The sequence below is a fragment of the Dermatophilus congolensis genome (genome assembly GCF_900187045.1).
Classification (GTDB): domain Bacteria; phylum Actinomycetota; class Actinomycetes; order Actinomycetales; family Dermatophilaceae; genus Dermatophilus; species Dermatophilus congolensis.
The window spans coordinates 2,312,386-2,336,556 of the sequence record NZ_LT906453.1 but is presented as its reverse complement, the minus strand read 5'-3'; the positions used below and the strand labels follow the sequence as shown (position 1 = coordinate 2,336,556).

Annotated in this window: 20 protein-coding genes and 3 tRNA genes; 20 read left to right on the top strand and 3 right to left on the bottom strand. The window is 57.2% G+C overall.

Going from position 1 to position 24,171, the window contains the following annotated elements:
• Complete coding sequence (locus CKV89_RS10110) at positions 1–954, top strand: C40 family peptidase (RefSeq protein WP_154657568.1); 954 nt, start codon at positions 1–3, stop codon at positions 952–954.
• A gap of 63 nt (positions 955–1,017) precedes the next feature.
• On the top strand, positions 1,018–2,361 hold the full coding sequence (locus CKV89_RS10105) for an MFS transporter (protein WP_095068626.1): 1,344 nt from the start codon (positions 1,018–1,020) through the stop codon (positions 2,359–2,361).
• 7 nt (positions 2,362–2,368) lie between these two features.
• Here the strand turns inward: CKV89_RS10105 and pntB are convergent, their stop codons facing one another.
• The gene (gene pntB, locus CKV89_RS10100; RefSeq protein WP_028326571.1) at positions 2,369–3,781 is read right to left on the bottom strand and encodes a Re/Si-specific NAD(P)(+) transhydrogenase subunit beta; all 1,413 of its coding nucleotides are present in this window, start codon (positions 3,779–3,781) and stop codon (positions 2,369–2,371) included.
• The gene (locus CKV89_RS10095) at positions 3,778–5,316 is read right to left on the bottom strand and encodes a Re/Si-specific NAD(P)(+) transhydrogenase subunit alpha (protein ID WP_028326570.1); all 1,539 of its coding nucleotides are present in this window, start codon (positions 5,314–5,316) and stop codon (positions 3,778–3,780) included. The genes pntB and CKV89_RS10095 overlap by 4 nt, the downstream gene beginning before the upstream one ends.
• 110 nt (positions 5,317–5,426) lie before the next feature.
• On the opposite strand from CKV89_RS10095, the gene CKV89_RS10090 reads away from it, so the two are divergent.
• The 9 genes from CKV89_RS10090 (at position 5,427) to CKV89_RS10050 (ending at position 10,107) form a co-directional block, all read left to right on the top strand.
• Positions 5,427–6,038, top strand: coding sequence for a biotin transporter BioY (locus CKV89_RS10090; protein ID WP_084440853.1), 612 nt, complete (start codon positions 5,427–5,429; stop codon positions 6,036–6,038).
• A 28-nt stretch (positions 6,039–6,066) separates the two neighbouring features.
• Positions 6,067–6,756: an energy-coupling factor ABC transporter ATP-binding protein gene (locus CKV89_RS10085; protein ID WP_028326568.1), complete on the top strand. Its 690-nt coding sequence runs from the start codon at positions 6,067–6,069 to the stop codon at positions 6,754–6,756.
• Entirely contained in the window at positions 6,750–7,349 is a 600-nt protein-coding gene (locus tag CKV89_RS10080; RefSeq protein ID WP_084440852.1) for an energy-coupling factor transporter transmembrane component T, read from the top strand. Before CKV89_RS10085 ends, CKV89_RS10080 begins: the two co-directional genes overlap by 7 nt.
• A gap of 181 nt (positions 7,350–7,530) precedes the next feature.
• Positions 7,531–7,603 (top strand) — tRNA-Thr (locus CKV89_RS10075).
• A 66-nt stretch (positions 7,604–7,669) separates the two neighbouring features.
• Positions 7,670–7,743: transfer RNA gene (locus tag CKV89_RS10070), tRNA-Met, on the top strand.
• Positions 7,744–7,804: 61 nt separating this feature from the next.
• Complete coding sequence (gene rpmG / locus CKV89_RS10065) at positions 7,805–7,975, top strand: 50S ribosomal protein L33 (protein WP_084440851.1); 171 nt, start codon at positions 7,805–7,807, stop codon at positions 7,973–7,975.
• Between the two features lie 117 nt (positions 7,976–8,092).
• Positions 8,093–8,554 carry an FAS1-like dehydratase domain-containing protein gene (locus CKV89_RS10060; protein WP_028326566.1) on the top strand — a complete coding sequence of 154 codons (462 nt, stop codon included), beginning with the start codon at positions 8,093–8,095 and terminating at the stop codon, positions 8,552–8,554.
• On the top strand, positions 8,554–8,979 hold the full coding sequence (locus tag CKV89_RS10055) for a MaoC/PaaZ C-terminal domain-containing protein (RefSeq protein WP_028326565.1): 426 nt from the start codon (positions 8,554–8,556) through the stop codon (positions 8,977–8,979). The genes CKV89_RS10060 and CKV89_RS10055 overlap by 1 nt, the downstream gene beginning before the upstream one ends.
• A 42-nt stretch (positions 8,980–9,021) precedes the next feature.
• A complete protein-coding gene (locus CKV89_RS10050) occupies positions 9,022–10,107 on the top strand; it encodes a UDP-N-acetylmuramate dehydrogenase (protein ID WP_028326564.1) in 1,086 nt (361 codons plus the stop codon).
• A gap of 53 nt (positions 10,108–10,160) precedes the next feature.
• Here the strand turns inward: CKV89_RS10050 and CKV89_RS10045 are convergent, their stop codons facing one another.
• On the bottom strand, positions 10,161–11,204 hold the full coding sequence (locus tag CKV89_RS10045; RefSeq protein ID WP_028326563.1) for an adenosine deaminase: 1,044 nt from the start codon (positions 11,202–11,204) through the stop codon (positions 10,161–10,163).
• Positions 11,205–11,362: 158 nt separating this feature from the next.
• Here CKV89_RS10045 and CKV89_RS10040 point away from each other — a divergent pair.
• From CKV89_RS10040 to CKV89_RS10000, 9 genes are all read left to right on the top strand, one after another.
• Positions 11,363–11,435 (top strand) — tRNA-Trp (locus tag CKV89_RS10040).
• Between the two features lie 85 nt (positions 11,436–11,520).
• Positions 11,521–11,781 (top strand): preprotein translocase subunit SecE, encoded by a 261-nt coding sequence (gene secE / locus CKV89_RS10035; RefSeq protein ID WP_028326562.1) that lies wholly within the window; start codon positions 11,521–11,523, stop codon positions 11,779–11,781.
• Positions 11,782–11,991: 210 nt separating this feature from the next.
• Positions 11,992–13,056, top strand: coding sequence for a transcription termination/antitermination protein NusG (gene nusG, locus CKV89_RS10030; RefSeq protein WP_231935382.1), 1,065 nt, complete (start codon positions 11,992–11,994; stop codon positions 13,054–13,056).
• An 87-nt stretch (positions 13,057–13,143) separates the two neighbouring features.
• On the top strand, positions 13,144–13,575 hold the full coding sequence (gene rplK / locus CKV89_RS10025) for a 50S ribosomal protein L11 (RefSeq protein ID WP_028326560.1): 432 nt from the start codon (positions 13,144–13,146) through the stop codon (positions 13,573–13,575).
• A gap of 264 nt (positions 13,576–13,839) precedes the next feature.
• Positions 13,840–14,535, top strand: coding sequence for a 50S ribosomal protein L1 (gene rplA / locus CKV89_RS10020; protein ID WP_028326559.1), 696 nt, complete (start codon positions 13,840–13,842; stop codon positions 14,533–14,535).
• A 364-nt stretch (positions 14,536–14,899) separates the two neighbouring features.
• A complete protein-coding gene (rplJ, locus tag CKV89_RS10015) occupies positions 14,900–15,448 on the top strand; it encodes a 50S ribosomal protein L10 (protein WP_028326558.1) in 549 nt (182 codons plus the stop codon).
• A 110-nt stretch (positions 15,449–15,558) separates the two neighbouring features.
• Entirely contained in the window at positions 15,559–15,945 is a 387-nt protein-coding gene (gene rplL / locus CKV89_RS10010; protein WP_028326557.1) for a 50S ribosomal protein L7/L12, read from the top strand.
• A gap of 512 nt (positions 15,946–16,457) precedes the next feature.
• On the top strand, positions 16,458–19,943 hold the full coding sequence (gene rpoB / locus CKV89_RS10005; protein ID WP_028326556.1) for a DNA-directed RNA polymerase subunit beta: 3,486 nt from the start codon (positions 16,458–16,460) through the stop codon (positions 19,941–19,943).
• A 155-nt stretch (positions 19,944–20,098) separates the two neighbouring features.
• Positions 20,099–23,983, top strand: coding sequence for a DNA-directed RNA polymerase subunit beta' (locus CKV89_RS10000; RefSeq protein WP_028326555.1), 3,885 nt, complete (start codon positions 20,099–20,101; stop codon positions 23,981–23,983).
• The last annotated feature ends 188 nt before the right edge of the window (positions 23,984–24,171 follow it).

Here is a 24,171-nt window from a genome sequence, read left to right as displayed (position 1 = left end):
GTGGCAGGACTGTTGATCGCCTGCCCGTTGATGGCGAGTTTTCTTGTGCCAGGCGAATCATCAATGTCGATGTTTTCGACGCCTGGCCGCTCAATCTTGAATGCGGGGACTAGCTGTGTGAAAGCAGAAAGCGTGTCCCAGCTGGGGTTGAGTGATGAGCAGAAGGATGTGGCGCGAAGAGGTATCGCGGCAGCGCAACGCGCGGGAGTGGGTCGTGTAGGTTCCGAGATCATTGTGGCGACGGGCTTGGTCGAGTCTGAGCTGACGAATCTCTCACATGGGGATAGGGATTCACGCGGTTGGTTGCAACAGCGCCCTTCTCAAGGGTGGGCCAATAGCCAAAACGTTGATGCTGCAGCGGATGATTTTTTCGCAGCGTTGAAGCAGGTTCCAGATTGGCAGAATCTGGAACCTGGTGCTGCTGCACAAAAGGTTCAGCGTTCTGCCTTTCCAGATAGATACGCGCAGCGGATGGGGGAGGCCCGCAACATTGTGGCCACGTTGACAGGGGTGGACTGTCCAGTTCAAGCGGTGGCTGCGGCCCGCTCTGGAGTGGCTGGGGTGGTTTTGGCGTGGGCGGACTCTCATGTAGGCGATGAGTACGTCATGGGGGCTAATGGTCCTGGAGCCTGGGATTGTTCGAGCTTTGCGCGTACTGCGTTCGCGCAGGTCGGTTTAGATATGCCTAGAACTGCTGATGCTCAACGTGATTGGTGCGCTCAGGGGAATTGTGAGCGTGTAGAGGAGGGGGGAGAACAACCAGGTGATCTTATTTTTTGGGACTCTTACCTTGGCCCGTCGACGGTTGGGCATGTGGCTGTAGTGAAAGAGCCCAGTACGCGCACAACCGTGGATGCCAGGTCACGTTCTCAAGGCGTCATCCATGGGACGTATCCGCAAGCGAAGAACAAAAACATTCTGGAGTTTTGGCGACCAAAAATGCCCTCGAGATGAGCGGGGTCATTTATGTGTGAGGTTCGTGGCGGCTAGGACTGTGTAATGGAGGGTTAAGTGAATATGAGCGCTGGTGTTGTGAACGAAGGTGTGGGGCGCACTCGTGCTGAGCGTTTGGATGTCCTGCCGTTCACGTGGATGCACGGGCGACTGCTGGTTGGTTCTGGTGTGGGGTGGGCTCTTGATGCCATGGACGTGGGGCTTATTTCGTTTGTCATGGCTGCCCTGGGTAAGCAGTGGCACTTGTCGGATGGTGCTTTGTCGCTGATTGGGTCGATTGGGTTTGTGGGTATGGCTGTGGGGGCCACGTTGGGGGGACTTCTTGCTGATCGTTTTGGTCGGCGTCAGGTGTTTGCCGGGACTCTTTTGGTCTATGGGGTGGCAACGGGTGCCTCAGCGCTCGCGACGGGTGTCGGTCTTCTTATGGCTTTGCGTTTTTTGGTGGGGTTGGGGTTGGGGGCGGAGTTGCCTGTGGCTTCGACTTTGGTCAGTGAGTATTCCCCTCGGCATATTCGGGGGCGCATGGTGGTTGCGTTGGAATCTTTTTGGGCTGTGGGATGGATTTTCGCTGCTTTGATTGCGTATTTCGTTATTCCCTCGAGTCCTGATGGGTGGCGGTGGGCGCTGGGGATTGGTGTGGTGCCGACGGTGTATGCGGTAGGGGTGCGGTTCGGGTTGCCAGAGTCTGTGCGTTTTCTTGAGAGGGCTGGGCGTGTTGATGAGGCTGAGGCTGCGGTGCGTCGGTTTGAGAAGGCTGCGGGGGTTTCTGGGGTTGGTGGTGGGTCGGTTGGTGGGGTGGAGGTTGTTGTTGGTGAGGTGGCGGGAGGGATTTGGTCGTCGATGTTGCGGTGGAGGACGGTGTCATTGTGGGTGGTGTGGTTCATGGTGAATTTTTCGTATTACGGGGCGTTTATTTGGTTGCCGAGTTTGTTGGCTAAGCAGGGTTTTGATTTGGTGAAGTCGTTTGAGTACACGTTGGTGATTACGTTGGCGCAGTTGCCGGGGTATGCGGTTTCGGCGTGGTTGATTGAGCGGTGGGGGCGTCGGGCGACGTTGGTGGTGTTTTTGGTGGGGTCGGCTTGTGCCGCGGGGGGGGGGTTTGGTTTTGCGTCGTCGCCGTTGTTGATTGTTGTTTTTGGGATGGTGTTGTCGTTTTTTAATTTGGGGGCGTGGGGTGCGTTGTACGCCGTGTCGCCTGAGGTGTATCCGACGGCGGTTCGTGGTGTGGGGGTGGGGGCTGCTGCGGGGTGTGGGCGTATTGCGTCGGTGGTGGCGCCTTTGTCGGTGCCGTTTTTGCTTGGTGTTGGTGGGAATGTGTTGGTGTTTGTTGTGTTTGGGGTTGCGTTTGGGGTGGCGGCGGTGGCTGCTTTGGGGTTGCCTGAGATGAGGTCTCAGGCGTTGGGGTGATTTGGAGTTAGGCGAGGGCGCGCAGGATGTCTTCGACGCGTTCTTTGGCGTCGCCGAAGAGTATGGCGGTGTTGTTGTTGAAGAAGAGGGGGTTTTGGACTCCTGCGTATCCGGCGTTCATGGAGCGTTTGAAAACGATGACGTTTTTTGCTTCCCAGACGCGTAGTACGGGCATGCCGGCGATGGGGGATTCGGGGTCGTCGAGGGCTGCGGGGTTGACGGTGTCGTTGGCACCGATGACGAGGACGACGTCGGTGTTGGTGAAGTCGTCGTTGATTTCGTCCATTTCGAGGACGATGTCGTAGGGGACTTTTGCTTCGGCGAGTAGGACGTTCATGTGGCCGGGTAGGCGTCCGGCGACGGGGTGAACGCCGAAGCGGACGTTGATTCCGGCGTTGCGTAGTGCGGTGGTGATGGCGGCTACGGGGTATTGGGCTTGGGCTACGGCCATGCCGTAGCCGGGGGTGATGATGACGGAGTTGGCGTTTTTGAGGAGGGTCGCGACGTCTTCGGCGGTGGTTTCGCTGTGTTCTCCGTAGTCTTTGGTGTCGTTGGTGATGGTGCCTTCTGAGCCGAAGCCGCCGAGGATGACGGAGGTGAATGATCGGTTCATGGCTTTGCACATGATGTAGGAGAGGTAGGCGCCGGAGGAGCCGACGAGGGCGCCGGTGATGATGAGTAGGTCGTTGTTGAGCATGAATCCGGAGGCTGCTGCTGCCCATCCGGAGTAGCTGTTGAGCATGGAGACGACTACGGGCATGTCTCCGCCGCCGATGCTAGCCACGAGGTGCCAGCCCAGGGCGAGGGCGGTGAGGGTCATGAGGATGAGTGGTATTGCGTGGGCTGTGGGGGTGAACCACAGCATGAGGGTGAGGCAGATGAGTAGTGCTGTGAGGTTGATGAGGTTGTGGTGGGGGAGGGAGAGGGGGGCGGATTTGATGCGTGCGGAGAGTTTGAGGAAGGCGACGATGGAGCCGGTGAAGGTGAGGGCGCCGATGAAGATGCCAATGAAGACTTCGCCGTTGTGGATGAGTGTGAGCGCTCGTGTGTCGCTGGTGGTGGTGGCGATGTGGTTGCCTGCTTCGATCCAGGAGTTGTAGCCCACGAGGGTGGCGGCGAGTCCGACGAAGCTGTGAAGGAGGGCGATGAGTTCGGGCATGTGGGTCATTTCGACTTTGAGTGCCCGGGTGGTGCCGATAGCTGCGCCGGCGAGGATGCTGATGATGAGCAGCGCGATGGTCCATGTGGGGGCGTCTTGGGTGATGGTGACGCCGAGGGTGAAGATGAGGGCGATGGCCATGCCGGCGATGCCGTAGCCGTTTCCTGCGCGGGCTGTTTCGTGTTTTGACAGTCCGGCGAGGGCGAGGATGAACAGTAGCCCGGAGACGATGAAGGCGCCTTGGGTCATGGTGGCGGTCATGATGGGTCCTTGTGGAACATGGCGAGCATGCGGTGGGTGAGGGCGAATCCGCCGAATACGTTGATGCTGGCGACGAGGACGGCGATGAAGGCCAGGGTGGAGATGAGTGTGTGGTTTGTGGCGATTTGGGTGATGGCTCCGATGATGATGATTCCGGAGATGGCGTTGGTGACGCTCATGAGGGGGGTGTGGAGGGCGTGGTGGACGCTGCCGATGACGTAGAAGCCGATGACTACGGCGAGGGCGAATACGACCATGTGGGATAGCAGGGGCGCTGGGGTGAAGGCGGCGAGGGCGAGGAAGAGAGCGGAGGCTACGCCGACGCCGATGTAGCGGCGTATGGGGTTAGGGGTTGGTGGGGGTTGTGTTGGTGGGGTGGGGGTTGTGTTGGTGGGGGGCGTGGTGGCGGAGATGTTGACGGGGGGTGGGGGCCACATGAGGTTGCCGTTGTGGATGACTGTCATGCCGCGGATGACGCTGTCGTCCATGTCGAGGGCGAGGTGGCCGTCTTTGTGTGGGGTGAGGAGTTTGAGGAGGTTGACGATGTTGGTGCCGTAGAGCTGTGAGGCTTGGGTGGGGAGGCGTCCGGCCAGGTCGGTGTATCCGATGATGGTGACGCCGTTGGGGGTGGTGGTTTTTTCGCCGGGGATGACGCCTTCGACGTTGCCACCGTTGGCTGCGGCCATGTCGACGATGACGGATCCGGGTTTCATGCTGTTGACCATGTCAGCGGTGATGAGTCGTGGTGCTGGGCGGCCGGGGATGAGGGCGGTGGTGATGATGATGTCGACGTCTTTGGCTTGTTCGGCGTACATGGCTGCTGCAGCGGTTTCGTAGGCGCTGCTGGTTTCGCGTGCGTAGCCATCGGTTGAGGTTGTTTCTTCGTTGGTGTTGACTGCGACGAATTCAGCGCCCATGGATTGGACTTGTTCGGCGACTTCGGGGCGGGTGTCTGTGGCTCGGACGATGGCGCCGAGGCTTCCGGCTGTTCCGATGGCGGCGAGTCCGGCTACGCCTGCGCCGGCGATGAGGATTTTTGCGGGGGGTACTTTTCCGGCTGCGGTTACTTGGCCGGTGAAGAAGCGGCCGAATTCGTGTGCGGCTTCGATGACGGCGCGGTAGCCAGCGATATTGGCCATGGAGGACAGGACGTCCATGGATTGTGCGCGGGAGATGCGGGGGACGGCGTCCATGGCTAGTGCGGTGATGTTGCGTGTGGCGAGTTTGTCGACCATGGCGGGGTCGGTGCGGGGGTTAAGGAGGCTGATGAGGGTGGCGCCGTCGCGGATGCTGTCGAGTTCTTCGTCGTTGGGGGGATTGATTTTGGCGATGATGTCGGCTGCCCAGGTGGTGGCGGTGTCGCCGATGTGTGCGCCTGCTTCGAGGTAGGCGTCGTCGCAGATGTCGGCGCGTTCGCCTGCGCCGGATTCGATGATGACGTTGTGTCCAAGTTTGATGAGGGTGGTGACGGTGCTGGGGGTGGCGGCGACGCGGGTTTCGCCGGGGGTGGTTTCCTGCGGTATGCCGATCAGCACGGGTGGCTCCTTCGCCTTTTTGCCGCGACGTGGCTGTCCGGGAGTCTCCGGAGTGTGTGTCGCGCTGACCTGCCAGACTCTATCCGTCTATCTTCGTCGAAAGGGTGATCATGCCTGGCAGTAGCGAAAATGTGCAGAAGTTCACGAAGGTGGAGGGGCGGTCGCGGGGGTTTTCGGCGCGTGATTTGTCTTTGGTGGCTTCGTTTGCTGCGTTGATTTGGGTGTTGGGTGTGCCGGGGGCTATTGACCCGGTGGGTTCGGGTGTTCCTATTACTTTGCAGACGTTGGGTGTGATGTTGGCTGGTGCTGTGCTGGGTGCGCGGCGTGGTGCCGCGGCGTCGTTGGTGGTTATTGCTTTGTGTGCGATTGGGTTGCCTGTGTTGGCGGGGGGTCGCGGTGGTTTGGGTGTGTTTGTGTCGCCGACGGTGGGGTTTTTGGTGGGGTGGGTTCCGGGGGCTGCGGTGGTGGGGTGGTTTGCGTCGCGGGGTCCGCGGTCGCTGGTGTGGCAGTTGGTGGGGTGTTTGGTGGGGGGTGTTGGTGTGATTCATGCGGTGGGTGTTCCAGTGATGGCGTGGCGTGCGCATTTGTCTGTGGGGCAGGCGTTGTTGGCTGATGCGGTGTTTGTGCCTGGTGATGTGGTGAAGGTTGTTGCGGCGGTGGGTGTTGCGGTGGCTGTGCATCGTGCTGTGCCGGAGTTGTTGTCGGTGGGTGGGGGTAAGTGATGGTGTTTTTAGGAAGGGGTGGTTGGGTGTGATCGAGTTTCGTGGCGTGTCCCATAGTTTTGGGGGGCGTGAAGTGTTGCGTGGTGTTGATGTTTCGTTGGGGGAGAAGCGGGTTGGGGTGATTGGTGCGAATGGGTCGGGTAAGTCGACTTTTGCGCGGATGATTAATGGTTTGGTGTTGCCTTCTGTTGGGCAGGTGGTGGTGGATGGTGTTGATGTTGGGGCGGATGCGGCTGCGGTGCGGCGGCGGGTGGGGTTTGTGTTTCCTGATCCGGATTCGCAGATTGTGATGCCGACGGTGGGCGAGGACGTGGCGTTTTCGTTGCGGCGGCGGCGTTTGTCTCGGGTGGAGCGGGATGTGGTGGTTGGGGAGGCGTTGTCGCAGATTGGTTTGGGTGGGCGTGAGGGGCATCCGGCGGCGCGTTTGTCGAGTGGGCAGAAGCAGTTGTTGGCGTTGGCTGCGGTGTTGGTGACGGAGCCGAGTGTGTTGGTGTGTGATGAGCCGACGACGTTGTTGGATCGGCGGAATGCTCGGGCTGTGGCGAGTCGGATTGAGTCGTTGTCGCAGCAGGTGGTGTTGGTGACTCATCATTTGGAGTTATTGCGGGGGTGGGATCGGGTGTTGGTGTTCGATGAGGGTGAGGTGGTTTTTGATGGGGGAGCTGATGAGGCGATTGCTTTTTATGTGGAGTTGATGGATGGGGTGGGGTCGTGCTGAGTGGTTTGTATGTGGAGGGAGATTCGTGGCTGCATCGGGTGCGGCCTGGGGTGAAGTTGGTGGGGTTGTTGGTGTTTACGACGTGTTTGTTGGTGTGGTCGGGGGTGGTGGCTGTTGTGGTTGGTGGGGTGGTTGTGGTTGTGGCGGGGTTGTGTGGGGGGTTGGGGTGGTTGTGGTTGTGGCGGGGTGTGTGGGGTTTGCGTTGGTTGGTGGTGGTTTTGGGGGCGGTGCAAGTTGTGGTTAATGGGGTTTTTGATGCGTTTGTTGTGGTTGGTGGGTTGGTGGTGGCTGTTGTGGCTGCGTCGGTGGTGACGGCTACGACCAGGACGGTGGAGATGATGGATGCGGTGGTGGTGGGGGTGCGTCCGTTGAGGTGCGTGGGGGTGGATGCGGATCGGGTGGGTTTGGTTTTTTCGTTGGTGTTGCGGTCGGTGTTTGTGGTGGCGGGGATTGTGGAGGAGGTGGGGCAGGCGCGGAAGGCGAGGGGGTTGGAGCGGAGTTTTCGAGCGTTGTTGGTGCCGGTGGTGGTTCGGACTGTGCGTCATGGGGAACGTATGGGGGAGGCGTTGGTGGCTCGTGGGGTGGATGACTGATTGATGTGCTGGTTAGTTTTTTGTGGTTTTTAATGTGGATACAGATCTATTGAGCTGGGTTTTTATCTGGCTGTTGGTGGTGGGTGGGGGTGTTGGTTTGGGGTTGGGGCTGGTCTCGATTTTTCTTTTGCGGGGCGGACCGTGTATGTTTTTTCTTGTTGAGCCGGAGAGTTCCGGTTCCGCCCCGATAGCTCAGTCGGCAGAGCGTCTCCATGGTAAGGAGAAGGTCTAGGGTTCGATTCCCTATCGGGGCTCAGGCTTCCAACGCCCGCTGCTTAATCGTTTCGGCGGTATCTGGTGGCGGGCGTTGTTACTGCCCTGGCGGGGTAGCTCAGGTGGTTAGAGCACACGACTCATAATCGTGGTGTCGCGGGTTCGACTCCCGCCCTCGCTACGATCATTCTTTAGCTCGGGTTTTATTCGAGCCCACTGATCGTTCACAAGGACAGGTAGCCGTGGCAAGCAAGAGCAGTGACGTTCGGCCCAAAGTCACTTTGGCATGTGCTGAATGTAAAAACCGCAATTACATCACTAAAAAGAATAAGCGAAACGATCCTGATCGTATTGCTTTGTCGAAGTACTGCGGTAACTGCAGGCGACACACGGATCACAAGGAAACTCGTTGATTTCCTGTCTGTGAGAGTTTTTGAAGAGGCTGTCAACCATATGGTTGACAGCCTCTTTGTGTTGGGGTTCCGGGGGACGTGGTTTTCGATGCGAGTGGTTCACATAGGGTGGCGGGTATGAGTTCTCTTGCTGCGTTGGAGGGACAGTCTTGGCCATCGGCTGCTCCGTTTGAGGTGGGGCGTGAGCATGTGCGGGCTTTTGCTCGGGTGGTGGGGGCGTCTGCTTCTGTGCATTTTGATGTGCAGGCTGCGAGGTCGGCAGGTTTTGAGGACCTGGTGGCGCCTGTGACTTTTGTAGCAACGGTTGCGCAGCAGAGCGAATGGCTGCTGTGGGGGGACCCGCAGGTGGGGATTGACTTTCATCGTGTCGTTCACGGAGAGGAACGCATTGAGATAGTGCGCCCAATTGTGGCAGGTGACGTGTTGTCAGCTGGGTTGTTGATTGAGCGTGTACGTGAAGTACGCGGTAACACCATGTTGACGACGCGTACAGATCTATCCGGAGCTGACGGTGTTCGGTTGGCATCGGTGTGGTCGATGATCGTGGTGCGTGCCGATGAGGTTGAAGGGAACTCCTGATGAGTGGCGTGTTGTTTGAGTCGGTGCGTGTAGGGGACGAATTGCCTGGACGGGTGGTGTCTTTTTCGCGTGAGGACGTAGTGGCGTATGCCGCGGTCAGTGGCGACAGGAACAGAATTCATTGGGATGATTCGTATGCTCGTGAGGTAGGGCTTCCAGGCGTAATCGCGCATGGAATGTTCACGATGGGTTCGGCATCTTCGCTGGTAGAGGATTGGGTTGGCGCGAGGGGTTTTGTCTCTGCGTATAGAGCGAAGTTCACTGATGTAGTGCCGGTTCCCTATGCGGGTTCGGTGCAGGTAGATGTTGCTGGTGTTGTCAAGTCTGTTGATGAGCAGGCGCGATCGGTTGTTGTAGAGCTTTCGGCGTCGATCGATAACCGCAAAGTGTTGGGGAATGTTCGAGTAACGGTCGTGTTCGTGTGAGATGGCTCCTCTTGTCGTTGTGATTGTGAAGGGTGTTGTGTGGTGAAGGTTGAGGAAGGCGTTGCGCTGGCTTCGTTGACGACGATGCGAGTGGGTGGACCAGCTGCGCGTGTTGTTACGGCAGAGTCCTCGGATGAGTTGATTGCGGCTGTGCGTGAGGTTGATGAGGCAAGTGAGCCGCTGCTGGTTGTTTCGGGCGGTTCCAATCTTCTGGTTTCAGATGAAGGCTTTCCGGGCACAGTGGTGCAGGTGGCGAACCATGGTGTTCGCGTGAAGGAGTCCAGCGAGTGTGGGGGTGTGCTCGTTGAGGTGTCTGCAGGGGAGTCCTGGGATGGTTTTGTGGCCCAGGCTGTGGATTCTGGGTGGGCTGGTGTAGAGGCTTTGTCGGGTATTCCTGGCTTGGCAGGCGCGACTCCGGTACAGAACGTGGGGGCGTATGGCCAGGATGTGTCGCAGACGTTGGCGAGGGTGCGAACGTGGGATCGCCTACGGGGTGAGGTTCGTAGCTTTGCGAACGTCGATTGCGGTTTTGGTTATCGGCATTCGATGTTCAAGGCGCAGTCGCATGATGGTGCACCTCGGTTTGTGGTGTTGGACGTGACATTCCAGTTGGCGCTGGCTGATTTGTCTTCGCCGGTGGCATATCAGGCGTTGGCGGATGCTTTGAATGTTTCGATGGGGGAGCGGGTGCCCTTGGCAGATGCTCGGGCTGCAGTGTTGAGTCAGCGGGGTCTGCGCGGAATGGTCGTAGATGAAGCAGATCACGACACTTGGAGTTGTGGGAGCTTCTTCACTAATCCGATCATGACTGCAGAAGAGTTTGAGCAGTTGGAGCGCCGGGTTGGGGATCATCTGGGGGCGGATGTGCGTCCGCCGCGTTTTCCTGCTGGTGATGGGTGCGTGAAGTCCAGTGCTGCGTGGCTGATTGATCGTGCTGGTTTTGGTAAGGGATTCGGTATGCCAGGGCCGGCTTCTTTGTCGACAAAGCACACGTTGGCATTAACGAATCGTGGTTCGGCTTGTGCTGCTGATGTGATCGAGTTGGCACGTACCATTCGAGATGGAGTTTTGGATGTTTTTGGTGTTCGTTTGGTGAATGAGCCAGTTATGGTGGGGCTGTCGCTCTGATTTTTGGTGTTAAAAGTGCCGTCACACGAGGTGTGGCGGCACTTTTGTGTGGTTCATGGTGTTTCGGCAGGTGTGTTGTTCCAGTTGTCGATGTCAGTGAGCATGCTGGTTTTGCTGCTGGTGGAGGCGGTTGAGGTGTAGACAGATCGGCGTGCGAGTTCTGCGAGTTCTTTGTCTGTGAAGCCGTGGTGGTTGCGTGCTATTTCGTATTGGGCTGTGAGACGGCTTCCGAAAAGGAGTGGATCGTCGGCGCCTAGGGCGATGTGTGCACCTGCTTCATAGAGCGTTCTTAGGGGGAGGGCGGCGGTGTTGTTGTATACGCCGAGGGCTACGTTGCTCCCGGGGCAGATTTCGAATCCGACTCCTTTATCGATGGCGCGTTGGAGTAGGTGGGGGTCTTCAGCTGCTCGAACGCCGTGGCCGAAGCGATGTGGGTGGAGTGAATCGAGGATGTGGGCGAGGTGGTCTGGGCCTAGGAGTTCTCCTCCGTGTGGTACCAGGGTGAGTCCTGCGCGGGCGGCGATACGGAATGCGGGAGCAAATTCGCTTGTTTCGCCGCGACGTTCGTCGTTCGATAGGCCGAATCCGATGACTTGTCCGGGGCCGTCGCCGGCGTATCGGGCGGCGAGGCGTGCCAGAGCTCTTGCGTCCAGGGGGTGTCGGGTGCGGCTGGCTGCAACGATGATGCCGATTTCGATACCGAGTTCTGTGTGGGCTTTGCGTGCTTCGTCGAGGACGATTTCGAGGGCGGGGGTGATCCCTCCGAGGTGTGTGGCGTAGCCAGTGGGGTCAACTTGAAGCTCAAGTCTGCGTGATCCTTCGGCGGCGTCGTCTTCGGCTGCTTCATGGAGGACGCGGCGGATATCGCTTTCGGTTGTGACGCAGGCGCGGGCTGCTTCGTAGAGGCGTTGGAATCTGAACCAGCCGCGGCCTCCTGTGTCGGCCAATTGTGGTGGCCAGTTGTTTGTTAGAGCGCGGGGGAGTCGGATGCCGTGTTTGGCTGCGAGGTCTAGGAGGGTGTCGAATCTCATTGAGCCGGTGAAGTGCAGGTGTAGGTGGGTTTTGGGTAGGGCTGTTAGAGATCGAGGAGAGGTCACGTTTTTATCGTGCCATTGGGTGCGTGGCGGATTGTGTCTATTGCGATGGGGTACTTGCGGTGGGGAGAGTTCATGGGTGACTTGGACTCCAAGGTTCCGTTGGCGTAAGCTCGGTTCCCGGATGCAGTCGTTGCGGTTTCCGCTCGGATTTCATCCGTAGGGCAGTGGCTCAATTGGTAGAGCACCGGTCTCCAAAACCGGCGGTTGGGGGTTCGAGTCCCTCCTGCCCTGCGTTGCAACGTCAGGAAACAGGCCGACGTCAGGACGACATCGCGGACCGCTAGGTGCGGCGTCGGCGATCGAGAGATGAGGACCTGTGGCGAACCAAAAGACAGCCCCAGTAGGGAGCTCTCAGGGGCAGCCTGCTAGAAGCAATCTGTTCACTAGGTTTTTCGCCTCGATTGCGTTGTTTTTCCGTCAGGTCTTTGATGAGCTGGGTAAAGTAGTTCGTCCGTCGCGAGAAGAGCTCGCGCGATATACGGCTACGGTGATCGTCTTTGTGACGATTGTGATGCTTTTTGTTTTTGGTCTGGACTGGGTGTTTACTCGCCTGGTTTTCTGGATCTTCGCGGAGTGACGTGCCTGGGAGGCTTTATCCTTTTCAAGCACGGTCTCTGAACGTTTGAAACGGCCCCGCAGTGATGCGAGGGCCATTCTTGTAAGCCCGGTGCCCTTTGTGTGGCGGGTGCGCTTCCGGTCTGCCGGTCGTTGCGCCGTCCGGGATTTCGCACACAATGTCAACAGCAATGTCTGCACGGACGAAGCGCAGGAAAAGGTAGGCAGCGACGTGTCACAGGACTGGACCCCCAGCGAGAGCGATGAGGCCGAAGTTCGCGATCAGGTGAGCGAGGCGATGGCTGCAGGTGCCCCGGAGGGCATGACCCAGGATCCGGAAACGGATGTTATTTCGGATGGGGACGCTCTCGTGGAGGCGGTTTCCGACAGTGTCGAAGACGCTGAGTACGGGGACGCTCCGGCCGAAACTATCTCTGAAGAGGTTGGCGATGCTGAAGATGGCGCAGCAGAAGGCGAAGCTGAGCTAGAGGTTGAGCAGGAGCTGACGGAGCTCGCCGAGGACGTTGAAGCAGAGCTTTCTGAGGAGGCTGAAGCCGAGGAAGCGGCACTGGAGGCTGCTTCTGACGACATGGTCACTGAAGCCGGTGATGCTGCTGATATCGCGGCTGCTACAGCTGTTCGTGAAGACGTGAAAGTTAGCACTGAGGATGACCCAGTTGAAGCCCTGCGTCAGGAGCTTCGTTTCGCTGAAGGTGACTGGTATGTCATCCATTCGTACGCCGGTTATGAGAACCGGGTGAAGCAGAACTTGGAGCAGCGGGCGCAGTCGCTGAACCTGGAGGATTACATCTTCCAGGCTGAGGTGCCGATGGAAGAGGTCACCGAGATCAAGAACGGTCAGCGCAAGAAGGTGCGGCGCGTGCGCGTTCCTGGTTATGTCTTGGTTCGTATGGATCTGACTGATGAGAGCTGGGGCGCAGTGCGTCACACTCCTGGTGTGACCGGTTTTGTTGGTAACGCTTACTCGCCGGTGCCTTTGAGCATGGATGAAGTTGTCTCGATGCTGGCTCCTGCTGTGGAAGCGAAGCCCGAGCCTGTGGCTGAAGTTGAAGATGAATCCTTGGAGTCGGCTGCGGCTAACGCTGCAAATGTGGTCCAGTACGATGTCGATTTTGAGATCGGCGAGTCGGTTACTGTGATGGAGGGACCGTTCGAAACGATGCCCGCCACAATCTCTGACATCCTGCCTGAGCAGCAGAAATTGAAGGTGCTTGTGTCGATCTTTGGCCGGGAAACGCCGGTCGAGCTGTCGTTCAACCAGGTCGCCAAGATCTGAGCGTGAACGTTTTCCGTGAAGCAATCGTTTCGCGGACTGCAACCGGGTCATCGCCCATGGCGTGGGCCCATGAGATAAGGAAGTGCTATGGCTCCCAAGAAGAAGGTTTCTGGGTTCATTAAGTTGCAGATCCAGGCGGGTGCTGCCTCGCCTGCGCCGCCGGTTGGTCCGGCCCTGGGTCAGCATGGTGTGAACATCATGGAGTTCGTCAAGGCGTACAACGCTGCGACGGAATCTCAGCGCGGCAGCGTGATCCCTGTTGAGATCACTGTCTACGAAGACCGTACCTTCACGTTCGTTACGAAGACCCCGCCGGCTGCGGAGCTCATCAAGAAGGCTGCTGGTGTTCCTAAGGGATCCGGTACGCCGCACACCACTAAGGTGGGCAAGCTTACACAGGACCAGGTGCGTGCCATTGCTGAGCAGAAGATGCAGGATCTGAATGCTCATGAGATCGACCAGGCAATGAAGATCATCGCTGGCACGGCCCGTTCCATGGGTATTGAAGTTCAGGGCTGAGTTCTGGATGTACCTCTGATGGGTGTTGATGCGCGCTAATGCCAGCGCGCATCAACACATCTGTCAGATTTGCTGCGACGCTTGTCGTAGCGGCATGATGTTTCGATGGCTCGTCCTGCTCGGCGTTCTTGTCACGCTAAGCGTGGGATGTGGTCTAAGTCGTTATGAAGCGACAGTGGAAGGGTCCAGCGCGGCCCGCACCACGACTCCAAGGACTTTTTGTCCGCTTATATGTTCTCTGAGTTTCAGAGAGAAGGAGCAGTTATGAAGCGCAGCAAGGCATACCGCGAGGCAGCTGAAAAGATCGGTTCGCGTCAGTACTCGCCGATCGAGGCTATCCGTCTAGCGAAAGAGACGGCTTCCACAAAGTTCGACGCCACGGTTGAGGTTGCGTTGCGTCTTGGGGTTGACCCGCGTAAAGCAGACCAGATGGTTCGCGGCACGGTTAACTTGCCTAACGGCACCGGTAAAACTGCCCGCGTGTTGGTTTTCGCCACGGGTGCGAACGCAGACGCAGCTCGCGAAGCTGGTGCTGATTTTGTTGGTTCTGACGACATGCTGGAGAAGGTCCAGGGTGGCTGGTTGGACTTCGACGCTGTTGTCGCGACTCCTGACTTGATGGGTAAGGTTGGGCGCCTGGGTAAGGTTCTTGGTCCTCGTGGCCTTATGCCTAACCCGAAGACAGGCACGGTGACGATGAACGTCGCCAAAGCTGTCTCTGACATTAAGGGCGGAAAGATTGAGTTCCGCGTCGATAAGCACAGCAACCTTCACTTCATCATCGGTAAGGCTTCTTTCACAGAGGAGCAGCTGCTTGAGAACTACAGCGCTGCTATTGAGGAAGTTGCTCGTTTGAAGCCGTCTGCTTCTAAGGGGCGTTACGTTTCTAAGGCAACGATGGCTACCACGAACAGCCCTGGCATTTCGCTTGACTTGGGCAAAATGCGTGACGCGGAGTGATGAGTCACTTGCATAATCGTCTGTGAATCTTCGAAGAGCCTTAGCGTGTTGACGCCAAGGCTCTTCGTTATAGGTGTGCGTTGTTGATTTGAATAACTAGGTCTGATTCACCTACTGTTGATGAGACCCATGACCGCCGGTTGTGGGATTCGTTCCGTTTCTTCGTGGTGAACTTTGTAGTCACGAAGTCCCGGAAGGAATTCCGCGTAAACGCCCATCCGGGCAACCAGCGTAGGCCGCTAGAGTTGTCTGCTACCTATGAAAGGTGGCTGTGCTCCCGTGTCCTGCGCCGGGAGCTTTTTTCATGCGTCAACGAGGCTCCGCCTCGGTTGGGATGCCGGCTCGAACCCATGAAGGAGGCCATATGGCAACGCCCGCAAAGCAGGCAGCCATCGCCGAGCTCGAGGAGAAATTCCGCGAGTCCGGTGCGGCCGTGCTGACCGAGTACCGGGGTCTGACTGTCGCGCAGCTTGCTGAGCTGCGTACTCAGTTGCGCCCCAATGGTTCGTACTCGGTGGTGAAGAACACGCTGACGCAGATCGCGGCTACGAATGCTGGTGTTACGGCATTTGATGGCAAGCTCTCGGGTCCGACGGCTGTCGCATTCGTTTCCGGTGACCCGGTGGCGGCTGCAAAGACGTTGCGTGACTTCGCCAAGGCCAACGACAAGCTCGTTATTAAGGGTGCTGTCCTTGACGGTAAGACCCTTAGTGCTGAGGAAGTCGCTCAGCTCGCGGACCTCGAGTCCCGCGAGGTGCTACTTGCCAAGTTGGCGGGTGGCATGAAGGCCAAGATCAGCCAGGCTGCTTACATGTTCGTCGCTCCGCTCTCCAAGGCGGCGCGCACGGTCGACGCTCTTCGCGCCAAGACTGCCGAAGGTGCACCTTCGGCAGACGAGGCTGCTGCCGAGTGATCATCCCGGTGTCCTCACCGGTTTTTCCCGCGTTCGTAAGAGCGCAGCGATGTGCGGTCTAGTTGGCCCTACATCGAGCAAACGTAGTGACATCAGGAAGGACCATCACCATGGCCAAGCTTTCCACCGAGGAGCTCCTCGCCCAGTTCGAAGAAATGACCCTTATCGAGCTCTCTGAGTTCGTCAAGGCGTTCGAGGAGAAGTTCGACGTTACCGCTGCTGCTCCGGCTGCTGTGGCTGTTGCTGCTCCGGCTGCAGGTGGCGACGCCGCTGCTGCCGAGGAGAAGGACGAGTTCGACGTCATCCTCGAGTCCGCTGGCGACAAGAAGATCCAGGTCATCAAAGAGGTTCGTGCACTTACCTCTCTCGGCCTGAAGGAAGCCAAGGACCTCGTTGACGGCGCCCCGAAGGCTGTCCTCGAAGGCGCAAAGAAGGATGACGCTGAGAAGGCTAAGGCTGCCCTGGAGGGCGCTGGCGCCACCGTCACGCTTAAGTGATTGCTGCGGGGTAACCCGCTCTTTCTCTGAGTGAAGGCAGGATAAATCGTCAGATTTATCCTGCCTTCACTGTGTTTGCGGTGGGGGAGTTAGAGGTTTTAGGGTTCTTTTCCTGGGTGAACCGGTGATGTGTCTTGACGTTAATTTGGATTTTACAGATAAAGTAGGTATGCTAACGCTTTGCGCTGCCCATGTGCTTCTTGGCTTCACCTCTAGTTTTTGTGTGTCCTGACTTACGTTGAAACACATAGAGACTGACGGGTAAAAGGCCAGTTCACGGGTCGTGTATCGAAGCGTAGATCGGTCAGCCTGCTGTGGTCGACATGATTACACCGTCGGGATATGTCATGGATGACACCGACAACGGTGGACGGTCGCCGTTCTAAGCCCTTCGGGGCTAAGGGTGGGCTACGCCTTGTGCATGTTCCTCGTGATCGTTAGTCGAAGCTAAGACTGCATGGTCTGCAGGCGCGCGACCGCCGTCAACCACAGGCCTTGCGGAAGGACCATCCTTGGCTTCCTCGCGTATTGCGACCCAGAAGATGTCGAGCGCCATCACCCCCTCCGGGCGGGTGTCGTTCGCGAAGATTCGCGAACCCCTCGAAGTACCTGACCTTCTTGCTCTCCAAACGGAGAGCTTTGACTGGTTGCTTGGTAACGAGAGATGGCAGGATCGAGTTGCGGAGGCCCTCGAGGCTGGCCGGAACGATGTGGCCGAGCACTCCGGCCTCGAAGAGATCTTTGAAGAGATCTCGCCTATCGAAGACTTCTCGGGTTCGATGTCCCTCTCGTTCCGTGATCACCGGTTCGAAGAGATGAAGTACTCCCTTGAGGAGTGCAAAGAAAAGGACATGACGTACAGCGCTCCGCTGTTCGTCACTGCCGAGTTCATGAATAACACGACTGGTGAAATTAAAAGCCAGACCGTGTTCATGGGTGACTTCCCACTCATGACAGATCAAGGCACCTTCATCATTAACGGCACCGAGCGTGTCGTTGTTTCGCAGCTGGTGCGCAGCCCTGGTGCATATTTCGAGTCTGCGCCAGATAAAACCAGCGACAAAGACATTTTCACTGCCAAGATCATCCCGAGCCGTGGGGCCTGGCTCGAATTCGAGATTGACAAGCGTGACCAGGTTGGTGTTCGTGTTGATCGCAAGCGCAAGCAATCTGTCACGGTGCTCCTTAAAGCACTGGGCTGGACCGACGCTCAGATCCTTGAAGAGTTTGGTGAGTACGACTCCATGCGTGCCACCCTCGAAAAGGACAACACTGCTTCGCAGGACGAAGCCCTTCTTGACATCTACCGCAAGCTGCGTCCGGGCGAACCTCCGACCAAGGAAGCAGCTCAGAACCTCCTTAACAATCTGTACTTCAACCCCAAGCGTTACGACCTTGCCAAGGTCGGCCGTTACAAGGTCAACAAGAAGCTTGGTATTGAAACGGATCGGGCGGTCAACACTCTGACTGTCGAAGACATCGTCGCAACGATTAAATACCTGGTAGCGCTGCACGCAGGAGAAACATCTCTGCCAGGGCACCGTGACGGCAAAGACGTGGCTGTTCGCGTCGAAACGGATGACATCGATCACTTCGGAAACCGTCGTCTTCGCAGCGTTGGTGAACTTATTCAGAACCAGGTCCGTACAGGCCTGTCACGCATGGAGCGTGTTGTCCGTGAGCGCATGACGACGCAGGACGTTGAGGCAATCACGCCGCAAACGTTGATCAACATCCGTCCTGTTGTTGCCTCTATCCGTGAGTTCTTTGGCACGAGCCAGTTGTCTCAGTTCATGGATCAGAACAATCCACTTGCAGGACTGACGCACAAACGTCGTCTTTCTGCACTTGGTCCTGGTGGTCTTTCTCGCGACCGCGCTGGCATGGAAGTTCGTGACGTTCACCCGTCGCACTACGGACGTATGTGTCCCATTGAGACCCCTGAAGGTCCGAACATCGGTCTTATTGGTGCTTTGGCTTCCTATGCTCGCATTAACCCCTTCGGTTTTATTGAGACGCCTTACCGTAAGTGCGAGTTCGGGGCAGTCACGGATGAGGTTCACTACCTGTCCGCAGACGAAGAGGACGAGTTCATCATCGCTCAGGCAAATGCCCCGATCGGTGAAGACGGAAAATTCGTTGAAGAGCGTGTGCTAGCTCGTCGTAAAGGCGGCGAATCTGACGATGTTCCAGCCGAAGACATTGACTACATGGATGTCTCGCCGCGTCAGATGGTTTCTGCCGCAACAGCGCTTATCCCATTCCTGGAGCACGATGACGCCAACCGTGCCCTGATGGGAGCTAACATGCAGCGCCAGGCAGTGCCGCTGGTGCGCAGTGAAGCTCCTTTTGTGGGTACGGGTATGGAGTACCGCGCAGCTCTCGACTCCGGTGATGTTGTTCGTGCCAAGGCTGCTGGTGTGGTCACTCGAGTGACCGCAGATCTCGTCGATGTCACCGGTGATGACGGCTCCTACCTCACATATCGCATCGATAAGTTCCGCCGCTCTAACCAGGGCACTTGTTACAACCAGCGCGTCGTGGTGAATGAAGGTGACCGCGTCGAACTTGGCGAAGTTATTGCTGACGGTCCTGCGACTGCCGGTGGTGAGATGAGCCTTGGACGTAACCTCCTTGTGGCATTCATGCCGTGGGAAGGCTACAACTACGAAGACGCCATCATCCTGTCTCAGCGACTAGTCCAGGATGACGTCCTTTCTTCGATCCACATCGAAGAACACGAAGTCGATGCCCGTGATACCAAGCTCGGCCCAGAAGAAATCACTCGAGACATCCCCAACGTTTCTGAGGATGTACTTGCTGATCTGGACGAACGCGGCATCATCCGTATCGGCGCTGAAGTTCGTGACGGTGATCTGCTCGTCGGAAAGGTCACTCCCAAGGGTGAAACCGAGCTGACTCCGGAAGAGCGTTTGCTTCGCGCCATCTTCGGTGAGAAAGCCCGCGAGGTGCGGGACACCTCTCTCAAAGTTCCACACGGTGAAACGGGAACGGTCATTGGTGTCAAGGTCTTTGACCGTGAAGAGGGAGATGAACTTCCACCAGGCGTGAACCAGCTTGTGCGCGTCTACGTCGCAAACAAGCGCAAGATCACAGTGGGTGACAAGCTTTCTGGGCGTCACGGAAACAAGGGTGTTATCAGCCGCATCATGCCGGTTGAAGACATGCCCTTCTTGGAAGACGGCACGCCCGTTGACATCATTCTTAACCCGCTGGGCGTTCCTGGTCGTATGAACATCGGTCAGGTGCTTGAAATTCACCTTGGGTGGATCGCAAGCCGCGGATGGGACATCGAGGGTGATCCCGATTGGGCACGCATGATCCCTGAGGACGGTCGCACTGCTCCTGCTTTGACCCGCGTTGCTACGCCTGTTTTTGATGGCGCAACAGAGGAAGAAATCCGAGGTCTGCTTGGATCGACACTTCCTACCCGGGATGGGCAGCGTCTTGTTGCTACTGATGGAAAAGCGCGTCTCTTCGATGGTCGCTCCGGTGAGCCTTACCCTGATCCCATCGCAGTGGGATACATGTACATCCTGAAGCTGCACCACCTGGTCGACGACAAGATCCACGCCCGTAGCACAGGCCCGTACTCCATGATCACGCAGCAGCCACTGGGTGGTAAGGCTCAGTTCGGTGGTCAGCGCTTTGGTGAAATGGAAGTGTGGGCACTGGAGGCTTACGGTGCCGCGTATGCGCTGCAGGAACTTCTCACGATCAAATCTGACGACGTCAATGGTCGCGTGAAGGTGTACGAGGCCATTGTGAAGGGTGAGAACATTCCCGAGCCGGGCATCCCGGAATCGTTCAAGGTTCTCATCAAAGAAATGCAGTCTTTGTGCCTGAATGTGGAAGTTCTTTCTACGGACGGCACTGAGATCGACCTCCGTGAGCCGGAGCAGGAAGTGTTCCGCGCAGCTGATGAGCTCGGAATCGACCTGTCCCGCCGCGAGCCCAGCACGGTCGAAGAGGTCTAACGACCTCGATCGCTGGGGCGACGTAGTTGCCCCAGCGATCCGGACGCAGCGCCTCGTACGTCTGTACGAGGCACCTTCGCCGGTCAGAGATTCCAATCTCGATCGGCCAACGTGAACTTGCGACCTACACCTCTACTGACGAGAGAAGGACACACGTGCTCGACGTCAACTACTTTGACGAGCTGCGTATCGGCCTGGCCAGCGCGGATGACATCCGTACTTGGAGCCATGGCGAGGTGAAAAAGCCCGAGACGATTAACTACCGCACGCTTAAGCCAGAAAAGGACGGTCTTTTCTGCGAGCGTATTTTTGGTCCGACTCGTGACTGGGAATGCTACTGCGGTAAGTACAAGCGGGTGCGCTTTAAAGGCATCATCTGCGAACGCTGTGGCGTCGAGGTGACCCGCTCTAGTGTGCGCCGTGAGCGGATGGGGCACATTGAGCTAGCTGCTCCTGTGACACATATTTGGTACTTCAAGGGTGTTCCAAGCCGCTTGGGCTACCTGCTTGATTTGGCCCCGAAAGACCTTGAAAAGGTCATCTACTTCGCGGCTTACATGATCACCAGCGTTGACGAGGAAGCGCGTCACCGTGATCTTCCTTCTCTTGAAGCTCAAATCGAGGTTGAGAAAAAGAGCCTTGAGAACGCGCGTGACGCCAAGATTGAAGAGCGAGCAAAAAAGCTCGAGGCAGATATTGCAGAGCTTGAAGCAGAAGGCGCTAAAGGCGACGTTCGCCGCAAAGTGCGTGATTCCGCAGAACGTGAGATGAACTCCATCCGCAAGAAAGCGGATAAAGAGGCAGAACGCCTTGACCAGGTATGGACCCGGTTCAAGAACCTCAAGGTGCAAGACCTTGAAGGTGACGAAATGCTCTACCGCGAAATGCGTGACCGCTTCGGCATGTATTTCGAGGGATCCATGGGTGCAGCTGCCCTGCAGAAGCGCCTGGAGACTTTTGATCTTGAGGCTGAGGCTGAGCAGCTACGTGAGATCATCCAGACCGGAAAAGGTCAGAAAAAGACGCGTGCCATTAAGCGTCTTCGTGTTGTCACGGCTTTCCAAACCACGGACAACAATCCCAATGGCATGGTTTTGGACTGCATTCCGGTTATTCCGCCGGATTTGCGTCCGATGGTGCAGTTGGATGGTGGCCGCTTTGCGACCTCTGACCTGAATGACCTGTACCGACGGGTTATTAACCGCAACAACCGTCTCAAGCGTCTCCTTGATCTCGGTGCTCCCGAGATTATCGTGAATAACGAGAAGCGGATGCTGCAGGAGGCTGTTGACGCACTCTTCGATAACGGTCGTCGTGGCCGCCCTGTTACCGGGCCAGGTAACCGTCCTCTTAAGTCCCTTTCGGACATGTTGAAGGGGAAGCAGGGACGTTTCCGTCAGAACTTGCTGGGTAAGCGTGTTGACTACTCTGGTCGTTCTGTCATCGTGGTCGGTCCGACTTTGAAACTGCACCAGTGTGGTCTGCCCAAGCAGATGGCATTGGAGCTCTTCAAGCCCTTCGTGATGAAGCGCTTGGTCGATCTGGACCACGCACAGAACATTAAGAGCGCCAAGCGCATGGTGGAGCGGTCACGTCCGCAGGTGTGGGATGTTCTCGAAGAGGTCATTACTGAGCACCCTGTCTTGTTGAACCGTGCACCTACGCTGCACCGACTTGGTATTCAGGCTTTTGAGCCCCAGCTGGTCGAAGGTAAAGCTATTAAGCTTCACCCGCTTGTGTGTGGCGCCTTCAACGCGGACTTCGACGGCGACCAGATGGCAGTCCACGTGCCGCTTTCGCCAGAGGCTCAGGCTGAGGCTCGAATTCTCATGCTCAGCAGCAATAACATCCTTAAACCATCGGATGGTCGACCGGTGACCATGCCTTCTCAGGACATGATTATCGGCCTATTCCACCTCACCAGTATTCGTGAGGATGGGCCTGGTGCTGGCAGGGCATTCCGCTCCGCAGAGGAAGCGCAGATGGCTTTCGATGCTGGCGAAATCCATCTCGGATCGTCCGTAAAGATCAGGATCGATGATTTCGTCCCGGGGCTAGGAGAAGCGGCACCGGAAGGGTTGGTCCCCAATGCCAATGGCCGTTTCGATGGTGTTGTCATTGAAACGACTCTGGGGCGCTACATTTTCAACACAGCATTGCCTGTGGATTACCCATGGGTTGAAGAACCAGTTGACAAGAAAAAGCTTGGCGCCATTGTCAACGACCTCGCAGAGCGGTACAGCAAGGTTCAGGTTGCGGCCAGCCTCGATGCGCTGAAGGAGCTCGGCTACTACTGGGGTACTCGCTCAGGTGCGACTGTCGCCGTGGCTGACGTGGTTATGCCTCCGAACAAGGATGAGATCCTTAGCCAGTACGAGTCCAAAGCAGAGAAAGTTCAGACGCAGTTCGAGCGCGGTCTTTTGACTGACGAGGAACGCCGTCAAGAGCTGATTGAAATTTGGACTGAGGGAACTAACAAGGTTGCTTCTGCTATGCAGGAGAACTTCCCCAAGCTAAACCCGATCTATCGGATGGTTTCTTCGGGGGCACGTGGTAACTGGTTCCAGCTCCGTCAGATCGCTGGAATGCGTGGATTGATGGCAAACCCGAAGGGTGAAATCATTCCGCGTCCGATTATGTCGAACTTCCGTGAGGGCCTTTCGGTTCTCGAGTTCTTCATTTCTACTCACGGTGCTCGTAAGGGTCTTGCAGACACCGCTCTTCGTACAGCGGACTCTGGATACCTCACGCGTCGTCTCGTTGATGTGTCTCAGGATGTCATCATCCGTGAGCACGATTGCGGAACGATGCGTGGCCTCACCTTGCCTATCGCCGTGAGGAACAGTGAAGGCGAGCTTGTACTCGATGAGAATGTTGAGTCTGCTGTTTATGCAAGGACTCTCGCCGAAGACGTAGTGAAAGATGGCGAGGTCCTCGCCTCTGCTGGAGCCGACGTTGGCGATGTGCTAATCGCGAGGTTGGTTGCGGCAGGAGTTGAGCAGGTCAAGGTTCGATCGGTTCTTACGTGTGATAGCCATGTCGGCACCTGTGCCTTGTGCTACGGCCGTTCTTTGGCCACCGGAAAGCTCGTTGAGATTGGTGAAGCAGTAGGTATCATCGCTGCGCAATCGATTGGCGAGCCTGGTACTCAGCTCACCATGCGTACCTTCCACACTGGTGGTGCTGCAGGTGATGACATCACCCAGGGTCTTCCGCGTGTTGTCGAGCTATTCGAAGCACGTACACCCAAGGGCGTCGCTCCGATCATTGAGACTGCCGGCCGTGTGGAAATTGAAGAAACGGATAAGTCTCGCCGCATCCTGATTACACCAGATGATGGTTCTGAGGAACAGGCTTACCCCGTCTCGAAGCGAGCCCGTTTGTTGGTTAACAACGGTGATCACGCCGAGATTGGTGCACGAGTCGTCGCAGGACCAGTGGATCCCAAGCAGGTATTGCGTATTTTGGGTCCGCGTGCGGTTCAGATCCACCTTGTGGAAGAAGTGCAGGGCGTCTATCGCCAGCAGGGTGTATCCATCCACGACAAGCACATCGAGGTCATTGTTCGCCAGATGCTTCGCCGAGTGACAATTATCGAGGCTGGAGATGCAGATCTCTTGCCAGGTTCGATGGCTGAGCGTGGTCACTTCGAGTTGGAAAACCGACGGGTTGTTGCCGAGGGTGGCAAGCCTGCTTCGGGTCGACCTGAGCTGATGGGTATTACGAAAGCTTCGCTTGCTACTGACTCGTGGCTTTCGGCAGCCTCTTTCCAGGAGACCACTCGAGTGCTTACCGATGCGGCGATTAACGCTAAGTCTGACCCGCTCCTTGGTCTTAAGGAGAATGTCATTCTCGGTAAGCTCATTCCTGCAGGTACCGGGCTTACTCAGTACCGGAACACGCGAGTTGAGCCTACCGAGGAAGCGAAAGCAACGATGTATTCGTTGCCGGATTATCAGCAGTTCGACTATCCAGTCTTCGGTCCAGGATCGGGTGAAGCTGTTCGGTTGGACGATGCATCGCTTGGATTTAGTGACTGATGACTTTCGGCTAATCCGCCGTTAAGTCCCTTATAGGGCTGGGCCCCGCACTCAGTGCGGGGCCCAGCCCTATATAAGTTCGAGGGTTTGATTGAAAGGTTCAACCCGCCCGACCGCGTGGGTCGGTTCGTCTTTTTACGACTGTATCCTCACAGGTAATCGCACTGTATATATGCATATCGCGTGTG